Below are 2,939 nucleotides of genomic sequence, written 5' to 3' on the forward strand. Positions count from 1 at the left end.
CGCCGCACGCCGGGGCGCGAGAGGCTGCGGTGGCGTCGGTTCGGTGCGGACCGGTCTGCGCGCCGTGGTGCCCGGGCGCCGCCGGGCCACCACGAAGAAGTCCTGCCCGCCGAGCAGCCACCAGCAGGGCGTCTGGTCGGGCCGCTGGATCCGGACCCGCTCGAAGACGTAGTAGTACAGCTCGTCGAGCGTGATCCGCTGGTCGAAGTCGTCATCGGCCGCACCGGTGTCCAACGCCTCCAGGAGGGCGGCGGTGAACACCGAACTCCGGTCCGTGTCGGGGTCGCCGTCGCGGACCTCGCCGCCCTCGAAGGCGTACTCGACGGCGGTGGAGGCGGTGAGGATCGCGAGACCTCTGCCCCGGCCGAAACGTTCCTGCAGGTGCACGGCCGGATCGGCCTTGGCGACCATGCCGCGCGGGAAGGCGCCGCTGTAGCAGCAGTCCAGGATGAGCAGGATGTGACGCGACCGGCAGGCCGCGATCCAGCGGTTCAGCGCGTCGGTCGACACCGCGCTGGTGTCCAGGTCGTCCAGGCTGGTGTCCGTCGCGCCCAGGAACAGTTCCCCTGCCGCGTCCTTGACACCGTGCCCGGAGAAGTACAGCACCAGCACGTCGCCGGGTTCCCGGTCGGTGAAGAAGTCGCGGGTGGCCCTCGCCAGTTCGGCGGCGGTGGTGTCCACCAGCGTGCGCACGGAGTAGTCCCCGACGTCGGGATCGCGCAGCACGCCGCCGAGGGCGTCGACGTCCTGCGCGGGGGAACGCAGCCTCCGCAGCGTCCGGTCGGTGTAGGTGCCGTTGCCGATGAGCAGGGCGTGGCCCGTCATGAGCCGGGCGTGTGCCGATCGAGGAACGCCTCCAGCACGTGGTCGATCTGCTCGGTGGTCGCGCCGGTGATCTCCAGCCGGTCGCCGTCGAGCTCCACGACGACCGAGCGGGACGTCACCGCGGTGGTCCACGCCCGCAGCGTCTCGATCACCGCGGCCAGCGTCCGGCGCGAGGCCGTCACGGTCACCTCGAACCCCGCCACGAGCGCCGAGCCGAGTCCCTTCGCCCCCGGAGGCGCCTCGGCCACCGGTGCCGGGGAGGCCCGGAGCGAACCGGCCGACTCCCGCAGCCTGCGGCCCAGATCGGCGGTGTGGGCCTCGTGTTCCTCGGCGTCGACGACCGCGGTGTCGACCGTGATCGTCAACGACAGTGCGGCCATGCCCGTGTCCCTCCCCAGTGTCGACCGGCAGGGCGAGGCTACCGGGTCGGGCACGCGGCGTCACGCCGTGCGGCCGCAGGGTCGTCACCGCTGTTCGTCACCGCTGTTCCGAGTGCCGCCACAGGTCCGCGTAGCGCCCGCCCGCGGCCACCAGCTCGTCGTGCGTCCCGCGTTCGACCACCCGACCGTGGTCGAGGACCACGATGACGTCCGCGCGCGCGGCGGTGGCCAGCCGGTGCGCGACGACGAACGTCGTACGCCGCCGGGCCACCTCGTCGGTGGCGCGCAGCACCGCCGACTCGGTCGCCGGGTCGAGCGCGGCGGTGGCCTCGTCCAGCAGCAGCACGTCCGGATCCACCAGTTCCGCCCGCGCCAGTGCCACGAGCTGCCGTTGGCCCGCCGACAGTGACCGGCCGCGTTCGCCGACCTGCTGGTGGAAACCGTCCGGCAGGGCCGCGATGCCCTGCACCGCGCCGACCGCCCGGACCGCCTCCTCCACCTCGGCGTCGGTGGCGTCCGGGCGGCCGTAGCGGACGTTGTCGGCGACCGTGCCGGAGAACAGGTGCGCCTCCTGGGGGACGACGCCGAGCCTGCCGCGCAGGCCTTCGAGCTCGTAGTCGCGCACGTCCACCCCATCCACGCTCACCTTGCCGCCGGTGACGTCGTAGAACCGCGCGACGAGTTTGACCACGGTGGACTTGCCCGCACCCGTGGCACCCACCAGTGCCACGGTCGTGCCCGCGGGCACGTGCAGGGACACGCCGTCCAGTGCGGGGGTCTCCGCGCCCGGGTAGGAGAAGTCGACGTCGATCAGGTCCACCGCGCCGCGCAGCCGCGGCGGGACCGGCACGGGATCGGCGGCGGGCGGCACCGACGTCGGGGTGCGCAACAGGTCGCCGATGCGGCGCAGCCCCACCCTGGCCTGCTGGTAGCCGTCGAACACGGTGGACAGCTGCTGCACCGGGGAGAAGAACAGCCCCAGGTACAGCAGGAACGCCATCAGCACGCCCACCTGCAGGGTCCCCTCGGCGACCCGGCCCGCCCCGACGACCAGCACGACGACCTCGGCGATGCCGGACAGCAGGGTGACGAACGGGAAGTAGGTCGCCACGTAGCGCTGCGCCCGCAGCCGCGAGCGCCGGTAGGCGTCGCTGCGGGAGGCGAACTCGCGCGCCGAGTGCCCCTCGCGGGTGTAGGCCTGGGCGACCCGCAGGCCGCTCACGTTCTCCTGCATGTCGGCGTTGACGGCGCTGACCCGCTCCCGCGCCTCGGTGTAGGCGGCGGAGGCCCGTGTCCGGAACACCAGCGTGGCCACCACCAGCACCGGCAGTACCGCGAACACCGCGAGCGCCAGGCCCGGATCGGTGACCACCAGCGCACCGCCGATCCCGAGGATCGTGAGCACGCTGACCACCGCGGTGGACAGCCCGGTCTGCAGGAACGTGGACAGCGCGTCCACGTCGGTGGTCATCCGGGTCATGATCCGGCCGGCCTGCTCGCGTTCGTAGTAGTCCAGCCCCAGCCGTTGCAGGTGGGCGAAGCTGCGCACCCGCAGCAGGTACAGCACGGACTCCCCGGTGCGGGCGGTCAGCCGGGTCTGCACGTTGACCACCAGCCAGTCCAGGGCGATGATCAGCGCCCCCGCCCCGGCGGCGAGCAGGATCACCGACTCCGCCCCCGCACGGACGCCGTCGTCGACGCCGCGCTGGTAGAGCGCGGGGACGGCGATCGTCG

3 protein-coding genes are annotated in these 2,939 nt (G+C 73.1%); all 3 read right to left on the minus strand.

What is annotated here, in order from left to right; genetic code table 11:
* Positions 1 to 825, minus strand: an 825-nt coding sequence (locus SACHA_RS21160) for a caspase family protein (protein WP_019809028.1), incomplete at its 3' end; no start/stop codon positions are given.
* The gene (locus tag SACHA_RS0108970) at positions 822 to 1,205 is read right to left on the minus strand and encodes a hypothetical protein (protein WP_019809030.1); all 384 of its coding nucleotides are present in this window, start codon (positions 1,203 to 1,205) and stop codon (positions 822 to 824) included. The genes SACHA_RS21160 and SACHA_RS0108970, both read right to left, overlap by 4 nt.
* A 97-nt stretch (positions 1,206 to 1,302) precedes the next feature.
* A partial coding sequence (locus tag SACHA_RS21165; protein WP_019809032.1) for an ABC transporter ATP-binding protein occupies positions 1,303 to 2,939 on the minus strand: 1,637 nt, incomplete at its 5' end.

The sequence above is a fragment of the Saccharomonospora halophila 8 genome (assembly GCF_000383775.1).
Classification (GTDB): domain Bacteria; phylum Actinomycetota; class Actinomycetes; order Mycobacteriales; family Pseudonocardiaceae; genus Saccharomonospora; species Saccharomonospora halophila.